We start from the raw sequence: 22,805 nt of genomic DNA, 5'->3' as shown, positions 1-22,805 counted from the left end.
GGAAGAGGTGAATGGAGCCACCAAGTGATGCTAGAGATGCTGAATGAATCAATCAATGGGGTGTGGGGGAGCGGGTTCGGCCCCGGCCGTCGACGCCGACTGCCGGACCCCGCGCCGGCGTGACCACGGCGGCCGGGCCGGCCCGCCGAGCCGCCGGGGTGACGTACGACGAGCTCGGCAACGTGTCCGGTCCGCTGCCCGTCACCGGCACGAAAGCCCTCACCCTGTCGCCCGGCGCGCACGCCCTGCACCGGGCGGACGGGCTGTCGTCGCGGGGCGCCGGGACCTGGCGTCCTACGAGCACCCGCACTTCGGCCGTCGGCCCGCCACCCCCCGTCTCCCCGAGGCCGGACGCATCACCTGCGTCGGCACCGTCCCCGACCCGGTCCTCACCCGGGGATGCGGTGCCGCTCGGGCCGTGGGACGTCAAGATGCCGCCGGCGGAGTGACCGACAACTGCCCGCCCCGTTAAGGGAGTTCCGGCCGCCTGTTCGCTGGGCATCGTGTCAGGGGCGTGGGCCGTGCCGTCCCGGAGGGGGAGCGGGCGGGCCGTGCCGTCCGGGCGAAGGGATGGGAAGCCATGACGTCACCGCTGCCCTCGGGCGAGACGCTGCCGCAGCCGGCGCCGAACCCACCGGCGTCGGTCGCGGTGTTCCTGGTCGCGACGATCGAACCCGGCGGGGAAGACGCCGTACGGGAGGCACTGGGCTCGCTCGCGGGCCTGGTGCGCTCCGTGGGCTTCCCCAGCCCCGACGGCGGCCTCGGCTGCGTCGCCGGGGTCGGATCCCGGGCGTGGGGACGGCTGTTCGGCGGCCCCCGGCCCGCCGAACTGCACCCGTTCCGCGAACTGGCCGGACCCCGGCACCACGCGCCGTCCACCCCGGGCGACCTCTTCTTCCACATCAGGGCCGCCCGCACCGACCTGTGCTTCGCGCTGGCCGCCGAGCTGGTGCGGCGGCTGCGCGGCGCGGTCACCGTGCGGGACGAGACGCAGGCCTTCTCCTACTTCGACTCGCGCAACCTCCTCGGCTTCGTCGACGGCACCGAGAACCCGGTCGGGCAGGCCGCGGCGGACGCCGCACTGGTCGGCGATGAGGATCCCGGCTTCCGGGGCGGCAGTTATGCCCTGGTGCAGAAATACCTGCACGACGTGGACGCCTGGGACGCGCTCGCCGTCGAGGCGCAGGAGAAGGTGATCGGCCGCACCAAACTCACCAACCTGGAACTCGACGCACCCGGTTCGCACAAGGACGTCAACACCGTCCTCGGCCCGGACGGCGCGGAGCTGAGGATCCTTCGGTCGGCGATGCCCTTCGGCAGGCCCGGGCACGGAGAGTTCGGCACGTACTTCGTGGCGTACGCGGCGACGCCCGGCATACCCGAGACGATGCTGCGCAAGATGTTCCTCGGCGGGCCGGGCTCGGGCCCCGACCCACTGCTGGACTACTCGCGTGCCGTCACCGGCAGCCTGTTCTTCGTGCCGCCGGCGGGCTTCCTGGAGGATCTGCCGGGCAGCGGCTGACCGGCACCACCCGGCTCACGCGGCCGCGACCGTGTCCGTCCCAGCCGCCGGAAATCCGGCAGTGCGCAGCACCCTCCGGTCCGCGTCCACCGCGAACACCTCGCAGTTCTCGCGGGCGGCGGCCCACCCGACGCCCTCCGCGCCGAGTGCGAAGGCCGCCGTCGCGACCGTGTCCGCCTCGGTCAGGGTCGGGGCCACCACGGTCAGGCTGAGCAGGCCGGTCGCGGGGCGGCCGGTGCGCCCGTCGAGGATGTGGTCGCCGCGTTCGTAGCGGGCGGAGGTCGCCACGGCCCGGTCCGTGACATCCAGGACCGTGCAGAGCCGGTCGGCGTGTTCGGGGTGGCGCACGCCGACGCGCCAGGGGCCGCCGGAGGCGATCACGTCGCCGCCGGCGTTGAGGCAGAAGCGGCGCGCACCCGCCGCCGACAGCAGCTCCGCTCCCCGCTGCACCGACCAGCCCTTCACCACGGCACAGGGGTCCAGACCGCGGCCGGGCAGCCGCGCGTCGAAGGCTCCCCCGGTGGCGATCCGGTACTCCTCGCACAGGTCCAGCACCTCGCGCAGCTCCGGACCGGGCTCGCGCACCTCGCCCCGGTCCAGCCGGGACACCTCGCTGTCCGGGCGGAACGGGCTGAACCGCGCGTCGACCTCGCGCAGCCAGGCGAACAGGCCGTCCACCGCCGCCTCGGGGACGTCCGCGTCGTCGATCCGTACCGACACCGGGAACCCCATGACGTGCTCGACGCGCCGCATCCCCCTCATCCCGCTCAGCCCCTCGCGTCGAGGGCGGCCTGGAGCGACTCCTTGTAGCCGTCGCTGGTGATCGTCGCGCCCGACACCGTGTCGATGTCGGCGCTCTGCGCCTGGAGTGTCTCCTCGATCAGCCGGGGCACGGCGGCCGTGGTCTGCGGGTGGTCCGGCTGCCGGAGCATCCGCACCGAGGCGATCCGGTCGCCGTCGAAGGTGACCTCGACCCGCACCGGGCCCTTCTCGGTGTCGACCAGGGACCCCGACACGACCGTGGTCGTGGTGCCGCCCGACGAGGAGGCCGAGGGGGTGGACGCCGGAGCCGCCGCCTCGGCGGGGGCGGAGGACGAACCGGTGTCCTGCGAGGGCGCGTAGCGCCAGAGCGGGATCAGGCCCGCGACACTGAGGACGAGGACGGGCAGGGCGCGCTTCACGAATCTCTCCTCGTCATCCGGCCAGGCCGAAGCGTTCGAAGTGGATCTGCGGCCCCGGCACACCCAGTTCGCGCAGGCTGCCGAGCACCGCGTTCATCATCGGCGGCGGGCCGCACAGGTAGACGTCCCGCTCCGCGAGGTCCGGCACCAGCCGGGCGAGCTCCGGCGCAGCCAGCCGGTCGGGCACGGGCGTGCCGGTCACCAGGTGCAGCTCGGCCCCCCTGACGAGCGCGAGGTCGCGCAGTTCGTCGTAGAGGACGGCGTCCCGGTCCGTGGCCACCCGGTAGATCACGACCGCGTGGCCGTGCAGTTCCTCCAGCAGCGCCCGGATCGGCGTGACACCGACGCCACCGGCGATGAGCACGGCGTCGGGGCGGGTGCGGTGCAGGGTGGTGAAGGCGCCGTAGGGGCCCTCGGCGAAGACACGCGTGCCGACCTTCAGGTGCCGCAGGGCCGCGCTGCCGGCACCGGCCCGCTTGACGGTCAGGCGCAGCGTCCGGCCGTCCGGGGCGGCCGACAGGGAGAACGGGTTCGCCTGCCACCAGCGGTCCTTGGTCAGGAAGCGCCACAGGAAGAACTGCCCCGCCCGGGCCGGCAGCCGGTCCAGGTCGCGGCCCGTGACGTAGACGGACACGACGTTGTCGTTCTCCGGGACGACGGCCGTCACCCGCAGCCGGTGGCGGAGGTTGCGCCACAGCGGCAGCACCAGCCGGCCGGCGAACACCGCGGCGAGGGCCGCGCCCCACAGGACGTACCAGTAGCCCGTCGCGACCTGCGACGAGGCGAACGTCGTCCCCGCCGTGACCTGGTGGGTGAACGCCAGCACCACCGCCACGTAGGTGTACAGGTGGATGAAGTGCCAGGTCTCGTACGCCAGCCGGCGCCGGGCGTAGCGGGCCGAGACCGCGCCGACCACCAGGATGACCGCCAGCGCGACGATCGCCCGCAGCACGCCCTCGACCGTCTCGGCGAGGTCCACCAGCTGGTTCACCGGGTCCAGGGACGAGGCCTGCGCGTAGCCGAAGACGATGAACACCGCGTGCGACAGCAGCAGCCACAGCACCGAGAAGCCCGTCCAGCGGTGCCAGGACGTCAGCCGGTCCATGCCGATCCGCCGGTCGAACCACGGCAGCCGGGCCACCAGCAGCAGCTGGAACGCCATGAGCAGCGCCGCGTACAGACCGGCCAGCCGGCCCAGCACGATCAGCGCGTTCGAGGCGAAACCGGCCTGCGTGAAGAACACGGCCACCACGACCGCGTTCGCCAGCAGCAGCGCGGACAGGCCGGTGCGGCCCACCACTTCGGGGCGCACCCCCGCTCGGGGTGCCGGAGGACGTCGATGGAGGGTCGTCACGGTCGGCAGCTCCTTGATCGGCTCCTGGTACACCGAGCTTGGCGCTCGGGAGCTGTCGGGAAGCTGTCGCCCGACTTTCAAGTGTTTATCGATCCGGCGGCGGGAGGGCGGGCGGCTAGGGCGGCGCGGGAGGCGTGCCGCACTATGAGCGCGTGGAGAAAGTACGACTTCTCGTCGTCGACGACGACCCGCCCATCGCCGACCTCGTCGCGACCGTCGCCCGCTACGAGGGCTGGGAGGCGGTCACGGCGTACACCGGCGAGGACGCGCTGGTGCGGGCCGCCGAGTTCCACCCGGACATCGTGGTGCTCGACCTGATGCTGCCCGGCGTGGACGGCTTCGGTGTCCTGGACCGGCTGCGCGCCTCCGGCACGATGGTGCCGGTGGTGTTCCTCACCGCCCGCGACGGCGTCGCCGACCGGGTCGCCGGCCTCACCCGCGGCGGCGACGACTACCTGGTCAAGCCGTTCGCCGTGGAGGAGCTGATGGCGCGGCTGCGGACCGTGCTGCGGCGCAGCGCCGGACCCGCCTTCCAGCGGTCCGTGCTGCGGGTCGGGGACCTGACGATGGACGAGGACACCCGCGAGGTCCGGCGCGGCGCGCGGCTGCTGTCGCTGACCCCGACCGAGTACGAGGTGCTGCGCTACCTCATGCGCAAGTCGCCCACCGTGCTGACCAAGGCGCAGATCCTCGACCACGTGTGGGAGTACGGCTTCGGCGGCCGCTCCAACGTCGTCGAGCTGGTCGTCAGCCGGCTGCGCCGCAAGCTCGACGAGACCGACGAGGGCGGCTCGCCGCTCATCCACACCGTGCGCGGCTTCGGATACGTGCTGCGGCAGGCCGCCGAGTGATCGCCCGGCTGCGGCGGGCCTACCGCAGGATGCGGCTGGGCACCCGGCTGGCCCTCGGCCTCGGTGCCCTGTCCCTGGTGGTGTTCGCCGTCGTCGGCACGGCCCTGACCACGTACATGCGGGACTATCTTTCGGCCCAGCTCGACACCCAGCTCGCGCAGGCCCAGATCGCCCAGTCCAAGAGCATCGCGGACTACGGCACGCTGTCGGGCAAGAAGTACTACAGCTGGTTCTACGCCGTGTACGACGTGCGGAACGGCACACCCGAGCTCCGCAGGCCCGAGGACCCCGCCGACCTGCCGAAGGACGTCGACGACTTCACCTCCCTCGCCCGGGCCCAGACCGCCGCGCACCAGGAGATCCTGCGCACCGAGCACCTCGGGGAAGCGGGCTCCTACCGGCTGCGCGCCTGCCAGGTCGAGCCCGGGGTGGTCCTGGTCAGCGCCGCGCCCCTGGACGACATCGAGGACACGGTCGGGCAGCTGATCACGATCCAGGTCGTCACCTTCGTCCTCGCCCTGCTCGCGCTGGTCGTCTTCGGCCGGCGGATGCTGCGCCGCGGTCTGAAACCGCTCAGCGACATGGCGTCCACCGCGCACGGCATCGCCTCGCACGACCTGACCGAGTCGGCGGCCCGGCTCCCGCTGCGCGCCGACGGCCGGGACGGCGGCCCCGAGGTGGACGAACTGCGCACCGCCTTCAACACGATGTTGGAGCACATCGACGACTCCCTCGCCGTACGCGCCGAGGCCGAGCAGCGGCTGCGCCGCTTCGTCGCCGACGCCTCGCACGAACTGCGCACCCCCCTGATGTCGGTACGCGGTTACGCCGACCTCTTCCAGTACGCCGCCGCCAACGCCCCCGAGGAACGCGACCGGCACCTGGCCCGGTTGCGTGCCGAGGCCGCCCGCATGGGCATCCTCCTGGACGACCTGCTGCTGCTCGCCCGGCTGGACGCGGCGGAGGTGGAGACACCGCTGCGCGTGCAGGACGCCGACCTGGTGGAGCTGGTGGGGCAGGCCGCGGACGCCTTCCGCGCGGGCCGCCCCGGCCATCCGCTGACCGTCCTGGCGAGTCCGGGCCCGGTGACGCTGCCGATGGACCCGCTGCGCATCCGGCAGGTCGTCGACAACCTCCTGACCAACGCCGCCGTGCACACCCCCGCCGGGACGAAGGTGTCGGTGGAGGTCGCCCTCCTGCCCGGCGCCGCCGAGGTGCGGGTCGCCGACACCGGGCCGGGTATCCCGCCCGAGGACCGGGCCCGCGTCTTCGACCGCTTCTACCGTGTCGACAAGGCCCGCAGCCGCGACCGCGGCGGCAGCGGCCTGGGCCTCGCGGTCGCCCAGTCCCTGGTCCGTGCCCACGGCGGCCGCATCGAGCTGAACAGCGCACCGGGGGCGACGGTGTTCACCGTGCGCCTGCCCGTGCGGGACGTACGCCCTGCGGACCGCTGAGAGGCGCCCTCTAGACTCGTCCGGAAACAGCCCGTACGACCCTGGCCAACGCTTCCGCCAACCCGAAGGGCTCCGGCGCCTTGATACGGATCGAATCAGTCACCAAGAGGTATCCGGACGGCACGGTGGCTGTCGACCGGCTCTCCCTGGAGATACCCGACCGCTCGATCACGGTCCTCGTCGGACCCTCGGGCTGCGGCAAGACGACCACCCTGCGGATGATCAACAGGATGGTCGAACCCAGCGAGGGAACGATCCTCCTCGACGGCGAGGACATCCAGCGCCGCCCCGTCACCACCCTGCGCCGGTCCATGGGTTACGTCATCCAGAACGCCGGCCTCTTCCAGCACCGCACGATCCTCGACAACATCGCCACCGTGCCCCGCGTGCTCGGCTGGGGCAAGCAGAAGGCCCGGGCCCGGGCGGCCGAGCTGATGGAGCGCGTGGGACTCGACACCGCGCTCGCCAAGCGGTACCCGTACCAGCTGTCCGGCGGCCAGCAGCAGCGCGTCGGCGTGGCCCGGGCGCTCGCCGCCGACCCGCCCGTGCTGCTCATGGACGAGCCGTTCTCGGCGGTCGACCCGGTCGTGCGCAAGGGACTCCAGGACGAACTGCTTCGCATCCAGGACGAGCTGGGCAAGACCATCGTCTTCGTCACCCACGACATCGACGAGGCGATCAAACTCGGCACGATGGTCGCCGTGATGCGCGAGGGCGGTCACCTCGCCCAGTACGCGCCCCCCGCCGAGCTGCTGTCCAGCCCTGCCGACGCCTTCGTCGAGGACTTCCTCGGGGCCGATCGCGGCATCCGGCGGCTGTCGTTCTTTCCCTCCGCCGAACTCCCGCTGACCACCGGCCCGGTGATCCCGGCCGACGCCACCGCCGAGCGGATCGCCGCCGCCGACGCCACCTGGCTGCTGGTCACCGACGCCGGGGGCAAACCCCTCGGCTGGGCCGAGCCGGCGAACCTGACGGCCGGCGGCATCGACCCCGGACGGCTCCTGCCGCACGGACGGCCGTTCGTCCCCGGCACCGACTCCCTGCGCGCCGCCCTCGACTGCGCCGTGCTCTCCCCGGCCGGCTGGGCCGTCGCCGTGGACGACGCCGGGCGGGTGACCGGCGTGGTCTCACAGGCGGCCATCGGCGAGGCGATCCGCAGCGCCCACGCCGCAGGCAACGCCGATGTGGCCGAGGTCGCGTCGTGAACGGCTTCTTCGACATCCCGAGCGACCTCCAGCACAGCTACGCCGGCCTGATCGGACTCCATCTGCGCGAGGCCCTGCTGCCCGTCCTGGCCGGACTGCTGCTCGCGCTGCCGCTCGCCCAGCTCTGCATCCGCTTCCGCTGGCTGTACCCGCCGGTGCTCGGCGCCACCACCGTCCTCTACGCCGTCCCGTCGCTGGCCTTCTTCGTCGTCCTCATCGACTACACCGGCCAGACCGAGCTGACCGTGATGATCCCGCTGGCCGTGTACAGCCTCGTGGTGCTCGTCCCGGCCATCGTCGACGGGGTGCGGTCCGTGCCCCAGGAGACCCTGGCCGCGGCCACCGCCATGGGCTTCGGACCCGTACCCCGCTATCTCCAGGTGCAGTTGCCGATCGCCGTGCCCGCCATCATCGCCGGGCTCCGGGTCGCCACCGTCTCCAGCATCTCCCTGGTCAGCGTCGGCACCCTCATCGGCAACCAGGGCGCCCTCGGCAACCTCCTCGCCGACGCGCAGAAGTACGACCGTCCCGAACTGGCCGTCAACTCCGTCATCACCACGGCCGTCCTGGCCATCCTGTGCGACGCCCTGCTGGTGCTGCTGCGCGTCGCGCTGACCCCGTGGATGCCGAACGGCACCCGCAGGCGCCCGAAGAGCAGGGTGCGGCAGCCCCTGCCCGCCCCCCAGGACGTGACCCGGTGAACGTACTGAACTTCGTCAACGCCTTCTTCAGCGACAGCGCGCACTGGCACGGCTACGACGGCATCCCGCAACGTCTGCTGGAGCACGTCCAGTACGCGCTGCTCGCCCTGTCCCTCGCCGCCGCGATCGGCCTGCCCGTCGGGCTGCTGACCGGGCACACCGGGCGGGGCGGCAACGCCCTCGCCTTCATCGCCACCGCGGCCCGCGCACTGCCCAGTTTCGGCCTGCTGGTGCTGATCGTCATCGTGATGGGCTTCGGCCTGCTGCCCGTGATGATCCCCCTGGTCGTCCTCGCCGTACCGCCGATCCTGGTGACCACCTACGAGGCGGTGCGCACCGTCGACCCGTCCCCGGTGGACGCCGCCCGCGGCATGGGCATGCACGAGTCGCGGATCCTGTTCCAGGTCGAACTGCCGGTCGCGCTGCCGCTGATCCTGAGCGGTCTGCGCTCGGCGGCCATCCAGATCGTGTCGACCGCCACCATCGCCGCCTACGTCAGTCTGGGCGGCCTCGGCCGGTACATCGTCGACGGCCTCTACCAGCGCGACTACGAGAAGGTGGTCGGCGGCGCCACCCTGGTGGCCGCCCTGGCCCTGGTCACGCTGGCGCTGTTCTGGGTGGCGGGCCGGGCGGCCGTGTCACCGGGGGTGCGCCGGCGTTGATGGTCCGGTCTGTAACAAACCGTGACCAGGGTGCTCTTGACTGATCACAAAGCGGCTGGATTGGATCGGTGAATGACTTTCACCGCGAAGAGCAGCAGGTCCAGGACGAGGCACACCAGCGTGGCGGCCGTCGCGCTCACCGCCGCTGCGGCGCTGCTCGCGGGCTGTTCGTCCGGCGACTCCTCCGACAACCCCCTCGAGGACGGGAAGGCGAAGGCCGGCACCGTCGTCGTCGGCTCCAACAACTTCGCCGAGAGCACCCTGCTCGCCGACATCTACGGCGAGGCGCTCAAGGCCAAGGGCATCGAGGTCACCTACAAGCACAACATCGGCAGCCGTGAGACGTCGTACGGGCTGATGAAGAACGGCTCCGTCACCGTGCTGCCGGAGTACAACGGCTCGCTGCTGGCCTACCTGGACCCCAAGGCCGAGCAGAAGTCGTCCGACGCGGTGAACGAGGCCGTCAAGGCCAAGCTGGACAAGAGGCTGACGCTGCTTCAGTCCTCGCCGGCCGAGGACAAGGACTCGGTCACCGTCAACGCCGAGACGGCCGACAAGTACAAGCTCACCTCCTCCTCCACCCTCGCGGACCTCAAGGACGCCGCCCCGGACCTGGTGATCGGCGGTTCGCCCGAGTTCCAGACCCGTCAGCAGGGCCTGAAGGGCCTGAAGTCCGTGTACGGCCTGGAGTTCAAGTCCTTCAAGGCGCTCGACGCCGGCGGCCCGCTGACCCAGGCGGCCCTGGCCAGGAACACCATCCAGGCCGCGGACATCTTCACCACGGACCCGACCATCGTGAAGGAGAAGTTCGTCGTCCTGAAGGACCCGGAGAACCTCTTCGGGTTCGCCAACGTCACCCCGCTGGTCAACAAGAGCGGCCTCCCCCAGAAGGGCGTCGACGCGCTCGACGCCGTCTCCGCCAAGCTGGACACGAAGACGCTCCGGGAACTGGATCTGCAGGTGCAGCTCCAGAAGAAGGACCCGCTGGACGTGGCGACGGCGTGGCTGAAGTCGGCGGGCCTGAACTGACGGCCTGACGGCCTTGGGGAAAACCGGCCCGGGCGAGCGCGACCGCCCGGGCCGCTCCCTTGCGGCAGCCGCCCCTACGCCTGCACCGCCGACGCGATCAGCTGGTCGATCAGGGCGATCAGCACGTCCCGGCACGACTCCCGGTCCCGGGCGTCGCACAACAGCACCCGGACGTGATCGGGCACCGCCAGCGCCTCCCTGATCTCCTCGGGCGGATAAGGGTGTTCGCCGTGGAAGCCGTTGACACCGACGACGAACGGAATGCCCCGGCGCTCGAAGAAGTCGATCGCGGCGAAGCTGGACTCGGGCCGGCGCACGTCGATCAGGACCACCGCCCCGAGCGCGCCGAGCGCCAGGTCGTTCCACATGAACCAGAACCGCTGCTGCCCCGGCGTACCGAACAGGTACAGCACCAGTTCCCGGCTGAGGGTGATCCGGCCGAAGTCCAGGGCCACGGTGGTGGCCCGCTTCTCCTCGATGCCGTCGAGGTCGTCGATGCCCAGACCGGCCATGGTCAGGGGTTCCTCGGTGCGCAGCGGGACGATCTCGCTGACCGACCCGACCATGGTGGTCTTGCCGACGCCGAAGCCCCCGGCGATGAGGATCTTCACCGTGTCGGGTGCCGAAGACGCGTCAGTGGCAAGGTCAGAGCCGGCCAAGGCCGTCCCTCACTTTCTGCAGCAGGTCCAGGTCCGGGGAGGTACGGGAGACGAGGCGCGGCGGGCGGACGGTGATCCGGCCCGCCTCCAGCAGGTCGCACAGCATGATGACGACCACGCTCACCGGCAGATCGAGCCGGGCGGCCAGCTCCGCCACGGCGACCGGCTCGGCGCACAACCGCAGGATCCGGGTGTGCTCGGGCTGGCAGCGGGCCGCCGTGTCGGGCGGCGGATCGACCGCCGTCACCGTCGAGATGAGTGTGAAGTCGGCGCGGCTGGGCCGGGTCCGGCCACCGGTCAGAGCGAACGGCCTGACGAGCCGGCCCGCCGGATCACCTACGTCCACCTCACACACCGGGATCGACGACGGGGCCTGCCATGCCCCGGGGTGCCGCGCTGAGGTGCTCGCCGATCTTCTTCACCAGCATGTTCATCTGATACGCCACCACCCCGACGTCCGCGCCCGGCCCGGTCAGCACGACCAGGTGCGCGCCGGGGCCCGCAGAGGTGAGGATCAGATAGCTGTTGGCCATCTCGATGAGCGCCTGGCGCACCGGACCGCCCCGGAAGTCCATGCTGACGCCCTTGCTGAGGCTCATCAGCCCGGACGCGGTAGCCGCGAGCCGCTCGGCGTCGTCGCGCAGGAATCCGGTGGACTTGCTGACCACCAGGCCGTCCTCGGAGAGCACCACGGCCTGGTTCACGTCGGCGACCCGCTCCACGAGTCCGGTCAGCAGCTGGTCGAGCTGGGTGTGCGTGGCGGGGATGGGGCGTGTCATTGCGGTGTCCTTCGTCAGCGGTCTGCGGGCGGAGTCGGGGCGACGGGATCGGCGGCGGCCTGCCGGGGCACCAAGGTCGTCTCGTCGGGGTGGGGCGGCTCGGTGCCGGCGTCACGGGCCCGGAGCGTGCCGCGCTGGAAGCCGGCCAGGGAGGACGCGGCGGCCTCCGCGGTGAAGTCGTCGAGGGAGCCGTCGTCGGCGGCCGGTGGTGCCTCCTCGCGCAGCTCCTCCACCAGGCTGGTCTGCGGCACCCTGCGGGGCAGCGGGGCGAGACCGTCCCGGCGGGGGAGGACCTCGCGGCCGGCGGGCGACGGGGCGGCGGAGGCGGTGCGGGCCGTGACGAGAGGTCTGAGCGCGCGAACGGACCCGGCGGCGCTCCCGGTTCCCCCCGGCACCCCGGCGCGCTGCGGCGCCCCGCTCGGCTCGGCGTCCTTCCCATCCCGTCCGTCCACCACAGGCCCGTCCACCGCCACCGGCCCGTCCTCCTGGGCGTCGCCGTCCTTCCCGCCGCCCGTTCCTCTCGGGCCGGCCGGGGCCGCGAGTCCGTTCGGACCGGTTCCGGCCCCGGCGGCCCGCGGCTGCGGCGCCGTGTCGTCCGCCGGCTCGCGCACCACGATCTCGTGCGGGATCAGCACGATCGCCGTGGTCCCGCCGTAGGGCGACGAGCGCAGGGTGACGGCGATGCCGTGCCGGTGTGCCAGCTGGGCGATCACGAACATGCCGAGGCGCAGGTCGTCGGCGAGCGCCACCACGTCGAACTGCGGGGGCACCGCCAGCTGTTCGTTGAAGGACGTGTAGTCCTCCTCCGACATGCCGAGGCCCCGGTCCTCGATCTCCACGGCCAGGCCCTTGGCCACCATCGCGGCCCGCACCGTGACGGAGCTCGGGGAGGGGGAGTACGCGGTCGCGTTGTCGATGAGCTCGGCCAGCAGATGGATGACGTCGGCGACCGCGGGCGGCGCGACGCACACCTCCTCCTCGGTGAGCACCTCCACTCGCTGGTACTCGGCGACCTCCCCGACCGCGCTGCGCAGGATGTCCATCAGCGCCACCGGCTCGCTCCAGCTGCGGCCGGGCCGTTCGCCGCTGACGATGACCAGGTTCTCCTCGTACCGGCGCAACTGGCTCGCCGTGGAGTCCAGTTCGTACAGGCCCTTGAGGATGTCGGGGTCGGTGTGCTCGCGCTCCAGCGTGTCGAGCTTGCTCAGCTGGAGGTTGACCAGGTTCTGGCTCTGCCGCGCGATGCCCAGGATGATCTTCTGGAAGCCGCGCCGGGTGTCGGCGAGTTCGACGGCGGTGTGCACGGCCGTGCGCTGGGCGGTGTTGAACGCCCGTGCCACCTGGCCGAGTTCGTCGTGTCCGTAGTCCAGGGGTGTGGTCGCCGACTCCGGGTCGACCGTCTCGCCCCGCTCCAGCCGGGCCACGACGTCGGGCAGCCGCTCCTGAGCGAGGTCGACGGCGGCCCGGCGCAGGCCCCGCAGCCGCCGGGACAGCGAGCGGGTGATCCGCCAGGACATGCCGGCGCACAGCAGCAGCGCGAGCAGCCCGCCGGCGCTCAGCAGGGCCGCCTTGAGCAGCAGGGCGTCCGCCTTGTCGGCGCTGCGCTGCAGCAGGCTCGCCGTCTGCTGCTGGATGAGGGCCGTGTACTGATCGGACAGCTTGCCCATGGCGGCGGACCACTGCTTTCGCGCGTCCGGAAGGGCGATCCGGTCGGCGCTGCCGCTCGCGTTGCGCGAGGCCAGCACCCGGTCCTCGACGGACTGCAGCGTCTGCCAGTCCCGGCTCGCCAGGATCCGCTCGGTCTGGGTCTTGGCGCTGCCCGTCAGCTGCGGCATGACCTGGTCCTGGACCAGCCAGCGCCGGGTGTTCACCATCTCCGTGAACTGCGTCCACGTCTTGTCGTCCAGGTGCCCGGCCGGCCAGGCCAGGGTCAACTGCGCGTCCTCGCGGGAGACCAGCTCCGCCGCGTGCTCGAGACCGATCAGCGGGCCGGCCTGCGAGGTGAGGTCGCCGTCGTCGACCTGGGACAGCTCCTGGAAGGCGTGAATCTGGTCGTCGATGATCGACGAGTACTGGTCAAGCGCCTGCTGCGCGGTGATGTCGGTGGGGTGGTCCACCTGGTCCCGGTAGTACTCCAGGCTGCCCACCGAGCCCAGCACCGAGTACAGCCGGTCGGATATGCGAGCGGGCGCCTTCTCGATCGCGTCCGCCTGTCCGACCAGCTTGGCCACCGCCTTGTCGGTCTCCTGGCGCTGGGCGTCGAGGGCCGCCCGGGAGCCCTTGGCGGAGGACAGCCAGGCGGCCGAGAGGCTGCGCTCCCGCTGCAGCGCGAGCGTCGCGTCGGTGCCCATGGCGCCGGTCGACCGGCTGAGCTCCGTCTGGTCGCGCAGCCTGAGGCCCTCCGAGAACATCTGGATCGTCGTCACGCCCCACATCGCGGCGAGGGTGACGCTGGGCACGAGGGCCAGGAGCACCAGGGAAAGGCGTATGGAACCGAGGCGGCGCCGGGCACCTGTCCGTCGAGGCATCGTCGTCCTAGGGCGATCAGCGGGGGCTGAGGAACGGGGAGAAGGGGGAGCGGTCGGGGGGTGTGGGGGACGGGCGCGAGGGTGGTGCCGTCCCGGGCACGGCACATGGGATGCGCAGGATGTTATCCGTACAAGTGGACCTGCGGGCCGGGCCTGACCGAATCTTTGGCGACACCGTCACAGGAAGCGCCCGGTCACCGGGTCCCGGCGGCCGCGAACCGCGCCACGGCGGACACGTTCGACCTGGTCACGAACGCGGGACCGGTGAGCACCGGCGCCGTCCCGCCGCCGCTGACGTTGCCGTTGGTCCGGTACAGCCACAGGGCGTCCACCGCCAGGTAGCCCTGCAGATAGGGCTGCTGGTCCACGGCGAACTGCACCTCACCGCTCTTCACCGCCCTGACCAGGTCCTTGTTCAGGTCGAAGGTGGCGACCTTCGCCCGGCTGCCGGACTGCCGCACGGCCTCGACGGCGCTGAGCCCGTACTGGGCGCCCAGGGTGACGACCTCGTCGATGCTCGTGTCCTGCCGCAGCCGGGAGGCGATCGCGGCGGTCACCGCGTTCATGTCGCTGCCGTCCACGTACAGGTTGTCGGTGTCACCGCGGAACGTCTTCCGCATTCCGGCGCAGCGCGCCTCGAGCGCGACGTTGCCCCGCTCGTGCACCACGCACAGGGCGTGCCGGGCCCGGACGTCGTCCAGCTTGTCGCCGACGGCCCGGCCCGCGACGGACTCGTCCTGGCCGAAGTACTCCAGCAGGCCTGCGGGACGCCAGGCGTCGATGCCGGAGTTGAGCCCGACGACGGGGATGCCGGCCGCCCTGGCCCGGGCGATCGGGCCCCCCATCGCCGCCGGCTTGGCCAGCGTCACCGCGATGCCGTCGACCTTGTCGCGGACCGCGTCCCGCACCAGCCCGGCCTGCGCGGCCGGGTCGGCGTCGCCCGCGTACGTGAGGTCCACGCCGTCCTTGGCGGCAGCCGTCTCGGCGCCCCTGCGCACCAGGTCCCAGAAGGCGTCCCCCTTGCCGCCGTGGGTGATCAGGGCGACCTTCATCTTGCCGCCCGGTCCGCCCGCGGCGTCCCCGCCCGCCGCGTCGTCGGCCGCGCCCAGGACGGAGCAGCCCGACACCAGCAGACACAGGGCGGACAGCAGGGCCGCGACACGGATGCCTCTGCCGGGGGTGTGGGGCGGGCAAGGAGTGTTCATGGGGGGCGGACCTCGCTGTGCGGCCGAGCAAGAGCAGGGTGAGAGTGCGGACGGGGCCGCAGGGATGCACCGGCCGGATGACTCTCGCTGGCCCGGAGCCAACCGTGTGTGACCACCGGGCGTCAAGTGAGCGGCCACATGCCGTGAGTTGATGCTGCCGCATCGTGATGATCTGTCCGGCCGGTCGAACAAAGGGGGGTCTTGATGCTCTCACCTCGGCTTTTCCATACCGTCCGTGCGGTTCGGCCGCCCCGGGGGGCCGGCTGGACGAGGCCGGGAACGCTGGCCGCGGCGGGCCTTCCGGGCCCGCCTAGACTGGGGCGGCGCACAGGGCGAGGCAGGCGACGGAAGGGGCGGTGACGGTGGCGGCAGCCGGCGGTGGCTTCGAGGACCCCTCCGAGGACGTGCTCGCCCAGGCGGCCGCGTCCTTCGCTCTGCTCGCCTCGCCCGCCAGGCTGCACATCGTCTGGGCGCTGGCGCAGGGCGAGAGCGACGTGACCGGGCTCGCCGAGCGGGTCGGCGGCGCGCTGCCCGCGGTCAGCCAGCACCTCACCAAACTGAAGCTGGCCGGACTCGTCCGCTCCCGCCGTGAGGGCCGTCGGCAGGTGTACTACGTCGACGACCCCGACGTCGTCGAGGTCGTACGGCTGCTCGTGGACCGGCTCACCGACCGCGCCGCGCCGACGCGCCGCCGCCGCCTCCATGGCCTCTGAGCCCGCCGAGGGCACCACACTGGAGGTGCTGCGGCGGCTGGAGTCGGGGCCTCGCGGGCTGACCGACACGGAGGCCGCCTCCCGGCTGGCCGTGTCCGGCGAGAACACCCTGCCGGACCGCCGTACCCCCTCCTGGCCCCGCCGGTGCGCACGCGCCCTGCGCGACCCCTTCACCGCCGTACTGCTCTGTCTGGGCCTGGTCTCCGCCGCCGTCGCCTCCTGGGGCACCGCCGTGGTGATCCTCGCCCTGGTCGCGGTCAGCTGTGTGCTGCGGGCGAGCGGGGAACACCGGGCCGACCGGTCCCTGGCCGCCCTGCGTGAACTGGTCGCCGGTACCGCCACGGTGCTGCGCCGCGCCGACCCCGCCGGGCAGCCGGACCCCCGGGAGGTGCCGGTGGCCGAACTGGTCCCCGGCGACGTGCTCCGGCTCGGTCCGGGCGATCTGGTCCCGGCGGACGTACGGCTGCTGCGGGCCCGTGGGCTCATGGTGCAACAGGGGGCGCTGACCGGGGAGTCGGCGCCGGTGGCGAAGCGGGCGGCCGACGACGACGACCCCGGCGAGTCCCGGCTGTGCTTCCAGGGCAGCACGATCGCCTCCGGCAGCGCCACCGCCGTCGTCACCGCGACCGGGGCCGCGACGCGGTTCGCCGCCGCTCACCGGGTGCCGGACGCGCCCCGGCAGGGCGGTGCTTTCGACCGGTCCGTGCACGGCATCTCCTGGGTGCTCATCCGGTTCATGCTGCTGACACCGCCGCTGGTGCTGATGGCGAACGCGACCCTGCGCGACCGCGGCCTGGAGACACTGCCCTTCGCTGTCGCGGTCGCCGTCGGGCTGACACCCGAGATGCTGCCGGTGATCGTCACGACCTGCCTGGCCCGGGGCGCCGCGCTCCTCGCCCGCGCGCACGCCGTCATCGTCAAACGGCTGCCCGCCCTGCACGACCTGGGCGCGGTCGACGTGCTGTGCGTCGACAAGACCGGCACCCTCACCCAGGACCGCCCGGTCGTCGAACGGGCCCTCGACCCATCCGGCCGGGACGACCCCGAGGTGCTGCGCTGGGCCGCCGTCGGCGCCTGGTGGACCCTCCAGCTCGCCGAACTGCCGTCCCCGGACGCCCTCGACGAGGCCCTGCTGGAGGCGGCCGGGCCGGTGGGCGAGGAGTACGACGGCGTGGACGCCGTGCCGTTCGACCCCGTCCGGCGCACCTCGACGGCCGTGGTACGAAGCGGCCTCGGACAGCACACCGTCGTCCTCACGGGCGCCGCGGAAGCCGTCCTGGAGCGCTGCGCGACAGGACCGGGCGAACACGAGCGGCTGCTCGCCCTCGCCGCCCGGGAGGCGGACGCCGGGCTGCGGGTCCTGGCCGTCGCCACGGCCGACCGCCCCGCCGGCGCCCGCACGGCCGAAGCCCGGGGCCTGGCCTTCCGAGGTCTGGTGACCTTCCGGGACGCCCTCGCACCCACCGCCGCCGAGGCGCTGCGCGCCCTGGCCGACCGCGGCGTCACCGTGAAGGTGCTCACCGGCGACCACCCGGCCACGGCGGCCCGGGCCTGCCGGGACCTTGGCCTGGACCCGGGCGAGGTACGGACCGCCGCACAGGTCCCCGACGGCCCCGGCGGCGCGACGGTCGTCGCCCGCTGCGCCCCCGAGGACAAGGCCCGCCTCGTCACCGCGCTGCGCGCCGCCGGGCACACCGTGGGCTTCCTCGGCGACGGCGTGAACGACGTGGCCGCGCTGCGCGCCGCCGACGTCGGCATCGCACCCCGCTCGGCCGTCGGCGTGGCGCGGGAGAGCGCCGACGTCGTGCTCGCCGACAAGGACCTCACGGCGATCGGCCACGCGATCACGGCAGGCCGGCACGCCAGCGGCAACATCGCCTCGTACCTGCGCGTCACGCTCTCCTCGAACCTGGGCAACGTCGTCGCCATGCTGGGCGCCGGTCTCCTCCTGCCCTTCCTGCCGATGCTCCCGGCCCAGGTGCTCGCCCAGAACCTGTGCTTCGACGCGGCCCAGCTCGCCTTCGCCCACGACCGTCCCGGCGCTGCGGCCCTGCGCGGCCCGGCGGTGCTGAGGCCGCGTGCCTTCCTCCGGTTCGCCCTCGGTTTCGGGATGCTCAACGCGCTCGCCGACCTCGCGACCTTCGCCGTCCTCGCGCTGGCGCTGAACGGCCCCGACGCCGTGGACGACGAGGCCGTGTTCCATTCCGCCTGGTTCACCGAGAACCTGCTCACCCAGGCCGCGGTGATGCTGCTCCTGCGCACCGGCCGGCGCGACGCGGCGGGCCGCCCGCCGGGCCCGGTCGGCCTGGCGGCGGCCGGCCTCGCCGCCGTCGGTCTGCTCCTCCCGCCGAGCCCTCTGGGGTCGGCCCTCGGCATGACGGCCCTCCCCGTCGCGTACTACCCGCTGCCGGCCGTCGTCCTCGGCCTGTACGCCCTGGCCCTGCTGGCGGCCCGGGCCCGGCACCGGCGCGTCAGCCGTAGGTGAGGTTCGAGCAGGGGTTGTCGTCCGCGGACCTGGCCCCGTCGGCGACCTCGGACGGCACGGCGGTCGGCGCCGGGGACGCGGAGGCGCCCGCGGCCGGGTCGTCCGCGTACGACTGCCCGAGGACGACGCTGATCCCGCTGCCGGTCGTGGACCGGAGCTCGGCCCCGGGGAAAGCCCGTGCCACGGTCCGGGCCTTCTCCTCCTGGCCCGGTCCGTACTCGACCAGCGTGCTCGTGTGGTCCTGCTCGGCCGCCGTCGCCGTGCCCGTCACGGTGAAGCCGTCCCCGGTCAGGGTGGCGGTGGCGCGGGCGGCCAGGCCGGGGACGGTGGTGCCGTTGTAGACGGCGACGTCGACACCCTCACCGGAGACCGGCGCGGGGGAGGCGGAAGCAGCCCCGGCACCGGATGTTCCGCTCTTCTTCCCGCCGGCGTTCTTGCCGTCGATCGTGCGGTCGGACCGGAGCGCGGCCCACAGGGCGTCCGCGTCCGGCTGGACGATCGCCACCCGGGACCCCACGTAACGCCAGGGCAGGGTGACGAACTTGGTGTTGTGCAGGTCGATGTCCTTCAGGGACATCGCGAAGGAGATCAGCTTGTCGGCGGAGCCCAGGCCGGGGTCCACGGTGAGCGACTTCGTCGCGGCGTCGGCCAGCGGCAACAGCTTCGTGGGGGTGAGGCCCTTGCTCTTGACCTCCTTCAGCAGGCTCGCCACGAACGCCTGCTGGCGTTTGATCCGGCCGATGTCGGAGCCGTCGCCGATCCCGTGCCGGATCCGGACGTAGTCCAGCGCCTTCTGCCCCGACACCGTCTGCTCGCCCTTGGGGAAGAGCAGCTTGCCGGGGGCGGTGAGATGCGGGTTGAGGTCGTTCTCGTAGACGTTCTGCGGCAGGCACACGCGCACGCCGCCCACCACCTCCGTCAGTTCCGCGAAACCCTTGAAGTCGACGACGACGGTGTGGTCGACGCGCAGCCCGGTGAGCTGTTCGACCGTGTTCTGGGTGCAGGCCGGGTTGCCCTCGGGGGTTTGGCCGACCGAGTACGCGGCGTTGAACATGGTGTCCGGCCGGGCCTGGGTCCAGGTGCCGTCGGGCAGCTTGCAGGGCGGGATCGTGACGAGCGTGTCACGGGGGATGGAGACGGCGATCGCGTGCCGGTGGTCGGCGTAGACGTGCAGCAGGAAGGCGGTGTCGGAGCGGCCCACGTCGTCCTTCTCGCCGCCGCCCAGCGCGTTGTTGCCGCCGGTGCGGGTGTCGGAGCCGATGACCAGGACGTTCTCGCCCTTCGACGAACCGGCGTCGGGGCGGTTGTCGGAGATCCCGCCGGAGTCGAACGTACTGATGTCACCGTCCAGCTTCAGATAGAGCCAGCCGGCACCGCCGGCGGCCAGGACGAGCAGCGCCAGGGTGATCAGGAGGGCGGTGCGTATGCCCCCGCCCCGGCGGCGGCCGCGCCGGCGCCTGCGGTCCCGGGGCGCGCCCCGGCTGCCGTGGCCGGTGCCCCCGCTCCGGTGCCGCGGCGGGTCCGTCGTCCGATTGCTGGTGACCGTCATCGGCGTCTGTTTGCCTCTCGCCCGTGGGTTGTACAGTTGCGCAATGTAGCAACTGTTGACGAGAGGAAGGGCAGGACGTGCTGCGCAACGGACTGGAGCCCTGGCATCTGCTGATCGTGGCGATCGTCGTGATCGTCCTGTTCGGATCGAAGAAACTGCCGGACACGGCACGGTCGCTGGGCCGCTCGATGCGGATCCTCAAGAGCGAGGCCAAGGCCATGAAGGAGGAGGGCGCCGCGGAGCCGGGCTCCCCGGACGCGGCGCCCGCCGCACCGCCCGTCAGCCGGTCAGAACCGGCAGCGACCGATGGCCGTGCGAGATGAAGGAGTCCACCGGCGCCGGCCCGTCCGCCGGCGCGGCGAGCGTGAGGCCGGGGAACCGGCCGAACAGCGCCGGCAGGGCCACGCGGGCCTCCAGCCGGCCCAGCGGGGCGCCCAGGCAGTGGTGGACCCCGTACCCGAAGGCCAGATGATCCTTCGAGGCCCGGGTGACGTCGAAGACGGCGGCGTCCGGGCCGTGCTGCTCCGGATCGCGTCCGGCGGCGGCGTACGCGGCGAGGATCGCCTCTCCCTTGCGGATCACCGCGCCGTCCGGGCCGCCCAGTTCGCCGAGGGGGAGGTCCTCGACGGCGTACCGCAGCGGCAGGCTGGCCACCGGCGCCTCGGCCCGCAGGGTCTCCTCGATCACGTCGTCCCAGGAGGCCCGCCCCTCGAGGACGTGCGCGAGCTGGGCGGGGTGGGTGAGCAGCGCGTGGACGGCGTTGTCGAGCAGGTTGACCGTCGTCTCGTGACCGGCGCTGATCATCAGCATCAGCGTGTCGAGCAGCTCCTGCTCGCTGAGTCGCGTGCCGCTCTCCTGCTCGTGGGCCGAGATCAGCGCGGAGGTCAGGTCGTCGCCGGGCGCGGCCCGTTTCGCGGCGACCAGTTCACCGAGGACCGCGTAGAACCGGGCGTAGATGTCGGCGACCTCGGCCGCGTCGGCCGAGGTGTGGAAGACGCCGTCCACCACGACGCGCAGCTCGGCACCCAGCTCCTCGGGCAGTCCGAGCAGTTCGCCGATGACCTGGATGGGCAGCGGATAGCAGAACTCCTCCCGCAGATCGACCGCGAGCCCGTCGGCCCCCGCCTTGGCGACACGGTCGAGGAGCGCCGCGGTGATCTCCTCGATCCGGGGCCGCAGCGCGGCGGTGCGGCGGGCGGTGAAGGCCTTGGAGACCAGAGTGCGCAGCCGTTTGTGCTCGGTGCCGTAGGCCGTGAACATGTTCCGCACCGCGACCCAGGTGTACAGCGGCCAGTCCGGTGTGACCTCGCCGTCGATCCAGCGCTGCCAGTGCCGGCGTGGGTCCTTCGACACCCTCGGGTCGGTGAGCAGCCGCTTCAGGAGCGGCGCGCTGCTGACCGCCCAGGCCGGGACACCGTGGGGGAGTTCGACGGGTGTGACGGGTCCGCGCTCACGGATCCGGGCGGCCTCGCCGTGGATGTCGCGGCCGGTCGGGTCGATCACCATCGGGCGGCTGAACTCCATCGGACTCTCCCTGGGCTGACGGCTGGTCGCGGGGCGCGCACACGCCGGTGGGCGGGCGCGTCACGCGTCCAGCCAAGTGGCCGCGGCCGGGCGGCGCCAGGGTTGGGAGGAGCACTGACCTGATTCAGGCGGTCTGGCTGGTCTGCCGCTCCAGGTTCTTCGGCACCGCCTGCGCGGCCCTGGCCTCCCTGCGGCGCTGCCTGCGGCCGACGCGGGGTTCCTGGTCCGGGAGCCAGCCGAAGGCGAGGCAGCTGCCCACCAGGCCCAGGAGCAGGCCGACGAAGAAGCCGCCGAGGTTGGAGGTCAGCCAGGTGCCCAGGGTGACCAGGACCCCGATGACCGAGTAGAACAGGCGCTGGGCGGGGTTGAAGAGGATCAGCACACCGCACAGCAGCATCACGACCGGGAGCAGGTAGCCGGCCAGACCCTGCATGCCGACGTGCAGGATGACGTCCAGCGACGCCTTCAGCGTGAGCAGCACCTCCACCCCGCCCAGGGCGAGCAGCAGCCCGCCCCAGAACGGGCGGCCGGCCCGCCACTGCCGGAAGGCGGGCCGGAACCCCTCGCGCGGACCGCGCGACATCAGCAACCCGATCCGCTGAAGCCCAGCTTCAGGCCGGGCAGCTTGAACACGCCCGCCGTCGTGGCGTAGTTGGTCTGCCGCAGGTTGGCGATGTGCACGGTGTCGGACTGCTGGCTGAACACGCCCTTCGGCCCGCGGCCCTTGGGGCCGGCCTTGTTCAGGGTGCTGGCGTCGTTGCCGATCTCGATGTTGGTGAACGCGGCGTCACCGGTCAGCTCGGTGGAGTCGGTCGTCAGATCGCTGGCGGAGACCTTCTGCGCGCCCTCACCCGCCCTGATGACCAGGTTCGTGCCGCCCAGGTCCACGCTCTGGCACAGCTTGTTGAGCGTCGCGTTCTTGATCACGGACGTGACGACCAGCACCTGGCCGCCGGTGTCGCCCGCGTTGGGGCTGCCTTCGGCCATCTCGTCCAGGCCGCCGAACTGCGCGAAGCCGGTGCCGTTCAGCTCGGTCGCGGTGACGGTGAACGGCATGCCGGAGATGGCGAACTGCACGCCCAGCGCCCCCTCGGCGGTGAGGACCGCGAGGCCGGCGGCCGCCAGGGTGGCCGGCACCGCCATCACGGCGGCGCGGCGCGCCCGGACCCGCCCGCGTCGCGCGGGACCGGCGTGGACGTCGGGGGCGGTGGCGCCGTCCGGTCTTTCGGGGGTGTGCTCGGCGGAGGAGGTCATGTGTGCTCCAGGTGCATGTCGGTGCGGATCGGACTTCGGTGGCACGTTGCCCTGGCGCGGACATCGACCGCGTACGCACGTCTCCCGCAACTCCCGGCGGTTGCAAGGGCTTTCTCATTACGCCGCAGTAGCCGTCGAGGAAGTTACCGG

General features: G+C 72.5%; 23 protein-coding genes. 11 read left to right on the top strand and 12 right to left on the bottom strand.

All coding sequences use genetic code 11. The features are described from left to right. The first annotated feature begins 119 nt into the window (after positions 1-119). Both ABTX60_RS00985 and ABTX60_RS00980 read left to right on the top strand, forming a co-directional pair. The gene (locus ABTX60_RS00985) at positions 120-449 is read left to right on the top strand and encodes a hypothetical protein (RefSeq protein ID WP_352094950.1); all 330 of its coding nucleotides are present in this window, start codon (positions 120-122) and stop codon (positions 447-449) included. A gap of 131 nt (positions 450-580) precedes the next feature. Beyond that, positions 581-1,522, top strand: a complete 942-nt coding sequence (locus ABTX60_RS00980) for a Dyp-type peroxidase (RefSeq protein ID WP_352094949.1) — start codon at positions 581-583, stop codon at positions 1,520-1,522. A gap of 15 nt (positions 1,523-1,537) precedes the next feature. Here ABTX60_RS00980 and ABTX60_RS00975 read toward each other — a convergent pair whose 3' ends face one another. Genes ABTX60_RS00975 through ABTX60_RS00965 form a run of 3 tightly spaced genes read right to left on the bottom strand, consistent with a single transcriptional unit; the run spans position 1,538 to position 4,003 of the window. Further along, on the bottom strand, positions 1,538-2,275 hold the full coding sequence (locus tag ABTX60_RS00975) for an FAD:protein FMN transferase (protein WP_352094948.1): 738 nt from the start codon (positions 2,273-2,275) through the stop codon (positions 1,538-1,540). A 14-nt stretch (positions 2,276-2,289) separates the two neighbouring features. Continuing rightward, positions 2,290-2,703: an FMN-binding protein gene (locus tag ABTX60_RS00970; RefSeq protein WP_352094947.1), complete on the bottom strand. Its 414-nt coding sequence runs from the start codon at positions 2,701-2,703 to the stop codon at positions 2,290-2,292. 13 nt (positions 2,704-2,716) lie between these two features. Further along, positions 2,717-4,003, bottom strand: a complete 1,287-nt coding sequence (locus ABTX60_RS00965) for a ferredoxin reductase family protein (RefSeq protein ID WP_502992261.1) — start codon at positions 4,001-4,003, stop codon at positions 2,717-2,719. Between the two features lie 206 nt (positions 4,004-4,209). Here ABTX60_RS00965 and ABTX60_RS00960 point away from each other — a divergent pair, with 206 nt between their 5' ends. The 6 genes from ABTX60_RS00960 (at position 4,210) to ABTX60_RS00935 (ending at position 9,959) form a co-directional block, all read left to right on the top strand. Further along, positions 4,210-4,908 (top strand): response regulator transcription factor, encoded by a 699-nt coding sequence (locus tag ABTX60_RS00960; protein WP_352094945.1) that lies wholly within the window; start codon positions 4,210-4,212, stop codon positions 4,906-4,908. After that, the gene (locus tag ABTX60_RS00955; protein WP_352094944.1) at positions 4,905-6,362 is read left to right on the top strand and encodes a sensor histidine kinase; all 1,458 of its coding nucleotides are present in this window, start codon (positions 4,905-4,907) and stop codon (positions 6,360-6,362) included. Before ABTX60_RS00960 ends, ABTX60_RS00955 begins: the two co-directional genes overlap by 4 nt. Positions 6,363-6,442: 80 nt before the next feature. Continuing rightward, positions 6,443-7,567: an ABC transporter ATP-binding protein gene (locus ABTX60_RS00950; RefSeq protein ID WP_352094943.1), complete on the top strand. Its 1,125-nt coding sequence runs from the start codon at positions 6,443-6,445 to the stop codon at positions 7,565-7,567. Next, positions 7,564-8,268, top strand: a complete 705-nt coding sequence (locus ABTX60_RS00945) for an ABC transporter permease (RefSeq protein WP_352094942.1) — start codon at positions 7,564-7,566, stop codon at positions 8,266-8,268. The genes ABTX60_RS00950 and ABTX60_RS00945 overlap by 4 nt, the downstream gene beginning before the upstream one ends. Beyond that, entirely contained in the window at positions 8,265-8,930 is a 666-nt protein-coding gene (locus tag ABTX60_RS00940; RefSeq protein ID WP_352094941.1) for an ABC transporter permease, read from the top strand. Before ABTX60_RS00945 ends, ABTX60_RS00940 begins: the two co-directional genes overlap by 4 nt. Positions 8,931-9,002: 72 nt before the next feature. Continuing rightward, positions 9,003-9,959: an ABC transporter substrate-binding protein gene (locus ABTX60_RS00935; RefSeq protein ID WP_352094940.1), complete on the top strand. Its 957-nt coding sequence runs from the start codon at positions 9,003-9,005 to the stop codon at positions 9,957-9,959. Positions 9,960-10,033: 74 nt separating this feature from the next. Here the strand turns inward: ABTX60_RS00935 and ABTX60_RS00930 are convergent, their stop codons facing one another. From ABTX60_RS00930 to ABTX60_RS00910, 5 genes are all read right to left on the bottom strand, one after another. After that, on the bottom strand, positions 10,034-10,618 hold the full coding sequence (locus ABTX60_RS00930; protein WP_352094939.1) for a GTP-binding protein: 585 nt from the start codon (positions 10,616-10,618) through the stop codon (positions 10,034-10,036). Then, positions 10,605-10,964 (bottom strand): DUF742 domain-containing protein, encoded by a 360-nt coding sequence (locus ABTX60_RS00925; RefSeq protein WP_352094938.1) that lies wholly within the window; start codon positions 10,962-10,964, stop codon positions 10,605-10,607. Before ABTX60_RS00925 ends, ABTX60_RS00930 begins: the two co-directional genes overlap by 14 nt. A gap of 1 nt (position 10,965) precedes the next feature. Next, on the bottom strand, positions 10,966-11,397 hold the full coding sequence (locus ABTX60_RS00920) for a roadblock/LC7 domain-containing protein (protein ID WP_020271575.1): 432 nt from the start codon (positions 11,395-11,397) through the stop codon (positions 10,966-10,968). 14 nt (positions 11,398-11,411) lie between these two features. After that, positions 11,412-13,925, bottom strand: coding sequence for a sensor histidine kinase (locus tag ABTX60_RS00915; protein ID WP_352094937.1), 2,514 nt, complete (start codon positions 13,923-13,925; stop codon positions 11,412-11,414). Positions 13,926-14,119: 194 nt separating this feature from the next. Continuing rightward, on the bottom strand, positions 14,120-15,130 hold the full coding sequence (locus ABTX60_RS00910) for a substrate-binding domain-containing protein (protein WP_352094936.1): 1,011 nt from the start codon (positions 15,128-15,130) through the stop codon (positions 14,120-14,122). Between the two features lie 362 nt (positions 15,131-15,492). On the opposite strand from ABTX60_RS00910, the gene ABTX60_RS00905 reads away from it, so the two are divergent. Further along, on the top strand, positions 15,493-15,843 hold the full coding sequence (locus ABTX60_RS00905) for an ArsR/SmtB family transcription factor (protein WP_352095132.1): 351 nt from the start codon (positions 15,493-15,495) through the stop codon (positions 15,841-15,843). Next, entirely contained in the window at positions 15,833-18,328 is a 2,496-nt protein-coding gene (gene mgtA / locus ABTX60_RS00900; RefSeq protein ID WP_352094935.1) for a magnesium-translocating P-type ATPase, read from the top strand. Before ABTX60_RS00905 ends, mgtA begins: the two co-directional genes overlap by 11 nt. On the opposite strand, the gene ABTX60_RS00895 is transcribed toward mgtA, so the two are convergent. Next, complete coding sequence (locus tag ABTX60_RS00895) at positions 18,315-19,877, bottom strand: LCP family protein (RefSeq protein WP_352094934.1); 1,563 nt, start codon at positions 19,875-19,877, stop codon at positions 18,315-18,317. The genes mgtA and ABTX60_RS00895 overlap by 14 nt on opposite strands. Positions 19,878-19,954: 77 nt before the next feature. Between ABTX60_RS00895 and tatA the strand changes: the two genes are divergently transcribed. Beyond that, a complete protein-coding gene (tatA, locus tag ABTX60_RS00890; RefSeq protein ID WP_352094933.1) occupies positions 19,955-20,200 on the top strand; it encodes a Sec-independent protein translocase subunit TatA in 246 nt (81 codons plus the stop codon). On the opposite strand, the gene ABTX60_RS00885 is transcribed toward tatA, so the two are convergent. From ABTX60_RS00885 to ABTX60_RS00875, 3 genes are all read right to left on the bottom strand, one after another. Continuing rightward, positions 20,157-21,401, bottom strand: coding sequence for a cytochrome P450 family protein (locus ABTX60_RS00885; RefSeq protein WP_352094932.1), 1,245 nt, complete (start codon positions 21,399-21,401; stop codon positions 20,157-20,159). The two genes, tatA and ABTX60_RS00885, sit on opposite strands and share 44 nt — an antisense overlap. Before the next feature lie 124 nt (positions 21,402-21,525). Further along, on the bottom strand, positions 21,526-21,984 hold the full coding sequence (locus ABTX60_RS00880; protein ID WP_352094931.1) for a DUF6114 domain-containing protein: 459 nt from the start codon (positions 21,982-21,984) through the stop codon (positions 21,526-21,528). Beyond that, positions 21,984-22,655 carry a DUF6230 family protein gene (locus ABTX60_RS00875; RefSeq protein WP_352094930.1) on the bottom strand — a complete coding sequence of 224 codons (672 nt, stop codon included), beginning with the start codon at positions 22,653-22,655 and terminating at the stop codon, positions 21,984-21,986. Before ABTX60_RS00875 ends, ABTX60_RS00880 begins: the two co-directional genes overlap by 1 nt. Between the last annotated feature and the right edge of the window lie 150 nt (positions 22,656-22,805).

The sequence above is a fragment of the Streptomyces sp. NPDC126510 genome, from assembly GCF_040302345.1.
In the GTDB taxonomy this organism is placed as follows: Bacteria; Actinomycetota; Actinomycetes; order Streptomycetales; family Streptomycetaceae; genus Streptomyces.
The sequence above is the reverse complement of the archived record's forward strand: the minus strand, read 5'-3'. Positions and strand labels throughout refer to the sequence as shown.

What these genes read in the sequence shown, in the direction of transcription:
- ABTX60_RS00880 (WP_352094931.1), bottom strand. Translation starts at nt 21,984, where the DNA reads ATGTCGCGCGGTCCGCGCGAGGGGTTCCGGCCCGCCTTCCGGCAGTGG.
- ABTX60_RS00935 (WP_352094940.1), top strand. Translation starts at nt 9,003, where the DNA reads ATGACTTTCACCGCGAAGAGCAGCAGGTCCAGGACGAGGCACACCAGC.
- mgtA (WP_352094935.1), top strand. Translation starts at nt 15,833, where the DNA reads ATGGCCTCTGAGCCCGCCGAGGGCACCACACTGGAGGTGCTGCGGCGG.
- ABTX60_RS00885 (WP_352094932.1), bottom strand. Translation starts at nt 21,401, where the DNA reads ATGGAGTTCAGCCGCCCGATGGTGATCGACCCGACCGGCCGCGACATC.
- ABTX60_RS00915 (WP_352094937.1), bottom strand. Translation starts at nt 13,925, where the DNA reads ATGCCTCGACGGACAGGTGCCCGGCGCCGCCTCGGTTCCATACGCCTT.
- ABTX60_RS00920 (WP_020271575.1), bottom strand. Translation starts at nt 11,397, where the DNA reads ATGACACGCCCCATCCCCGCCACGCACACCCAGCTCGACCAGCTGCTG.
- ABTX60_RS00980 (WP_352094949.1), top strand. Translation starts at nt 581, where the DNA reads ATGACGTCACCGCTGCCCTCGGGCGAGACGCTGCCGCAGCCGGCGCCG.
- ABTX60_RS00975 (WP_352094948.1), bottom strand. Translation starts at nt 2,275, where the DNA reads ATGCGGCGCGTCGAGCACGTCATGGGGTTCCCGGTGTCGGTACGGATC.
- ABTX60_RS00895 (WP_352094934.1), bottom strand. Translation starts at nt 19,877, where the DNA reads ATGACGGTCACCAGCAATCGGACGACGGACCCGCCGCGGCACCGGAGC.
- ABTX60_RS00875 (WP_352094930.1), bottom strand. Translation starts at nt 22,655, where the DNA reads ATGACCTCCTCCGCCGAGCACACCCCCGAAAGACCGGACGGCGCCACC.
- ABTX60_RS00910 (WP_352094936.1), bottom strand. Translation starts at nt 15,130, where the DNA reads ATGAACACTCCTTGCCCGCCCCACACCCCCGGCAGAGGCATCCGTGTC.